This is a genomic window from Treponema primitia ZAS-1 (assembly GCF_000297095.1).
In the GTDB taxonomy this organism is placed as follows: Bacteria; Spirochaetota; Spirochaetia; order Treponematales; family Breznakiellaceae; genus Termitinema; species Termitinema primitia_A.
In genome coordinates this window covers 1-1,242 of record NZ_AEEA01000102.1, presented here as the reverse complement: position 1 = coordinate 1,242, position 1,242 = coordinate 1, and the positions used below count along the sequence as shown (strand labels likewise).

The window sequence follows — 1,242 nt, the reverse complement described above, 5'->3', positions numbered from 1 at the left end:
ACTTGTTGGGGTTCATTTCAAAATCCCATGGCGGATCAGGTGACAGGCACCTTTTTGGGGGGATCGTCTGGCGCCAAAAAAGAGATAAACAGTAAAAGCGCCCTAAGCGGAGACCACCAGACTCAGAAAATCTTCCGGCGTAACAACCGGGAGGGCGGCGGCGGTAAAGTCGGCGCCGTTGCGGGTAACAATATAATCCACCGCCAGGCGTTCACCGGCGGCATATTGAACCGCGTCCTCAAAGTCGCCCCAATCAAGGGCAATGGCCCGGCGGATTTCAGCATCGCTGACCGTTGCGGCGCCGGCATTGAGCAGCAGCCGTTTCAAGAGTTCCATGGCGGCCTTTTTGCTGCCCATGTGCTTGCGGGAAATGTAGTACATATCGGTAATCGCGGATGCCGAGACAAAAATTCCAACGCCCAATGTGGACAAGCTCAAAACACGGGACGCGGCGGCGCAAAAAGGCTGCCGCTCCAGCAGCGAGTCAAGGGCGACATTGGTATCTATCAGGATGTTCATATGCCATACTTTTCCGCAAGCCGCATTTCCCGAATATCCTTCATGGTAACATCCGGGGGAAGGTCGGCGCCTTTAAGGGCGCCCACAATCGCCTGTATCTCCGGCGATTGTACCGCCGCCTCAACCTGTGCCTTGGTAAAATGCGGGAGGGCAGGCTTTTCCGCTGCCGGCGATTCTTTCCGGTTTTTTTGCTTCAAATACCCCACAAAATCCAGCGCCTCCGCCACAAGATTGGGCGGAAGGGACTGGATTTCATCTAATAAAACTGCCCTATCACTCATATCGGTCTCCTGCATACAGGATACTGCAAATCGCATGCCGGGGCAAGCGAACGCCTATGGAGGTTAACGCAACGGCGCCTGGCGCCTTTTTTGCCGAAAAAAACAAAAAATCGCACTAAAAATAATTTCCCACTAAAGCATTTTGCACGGCGGCTCCATAAAGGGGGGTGTATGGGGAAGTCCGGCCGTTGGCCTGGGGTCCCCCGGTGTGGTATACTAATCGTAATGGAGCGAGGCATCAAACCGGAGGTTTGCATGGTGGGAACGGTGTATGAAGAAATCACCCTGAAAAACCTGGGTGATGTAAGTGCGGTTGAGCGTGGGCATCTGGCGGAACCGGAAATCCGGGAAATGACGGTACGGTCCGTCGTCGATACCGGGGCGGAGACCCTGGTTATCAGCGAAGCGGTGCAGAAAGAGCTGGGCCTGCGGACGGAACACC

At 55.0% G+C, this 1,242-nt stretch carries 3 protein-coding genes; 1 reads left to right on the top strand and 2 read right to left on the bottom strand.

Annotated features, from left to right (window positions below):
- Positions 1-102: 102 nt before the first annotated feature.
- Together TPRIMZ1_RS0113980 and TPRIMZ1_RS0113975 are read right to left on the bottom strand one after the other, a co-directional pair.
- A complete protein-coding gene (locus tag TPRIMZ1_RS0113980) occupies positions 103-519 on the bottom strand; it encodes a PIN domain-containing protein (protein ID WP_010261307.1) in 417 nt (138 codons plus the stop codon).
- The gene (locus TPRIMZ1_RS0113975; protein ID WP_026043725.1) at positions 516-800 is read right to left on the bottom strand and encodes a DUF2281 domain-containing protein; all 285 of its coding nucleotides are present in this window, start codon (positions 798-800) and stop codon (positions 516-518) included. The genes TPRIMZ1_RS0113980 and TPRIMZ1_RS0113975 overlap by 4 nt, the downstream gene beginning before the upstream one ends.
- Positions 801-1,055: 255 nt before the next feature.
- Between TPRIMZ1_RS0113975 and TPRIMZ1_RS0113970 the strand changes: the two genes are divergently transcribed.
- Positions 1,056-1,242: aspartyl protease family protein (locus tag TPRIMZ1_RS0113970; RefSeq protein WP_010261301.1), on the top strand; the 187-nt coding region annotated here is incomplete at its 3' end.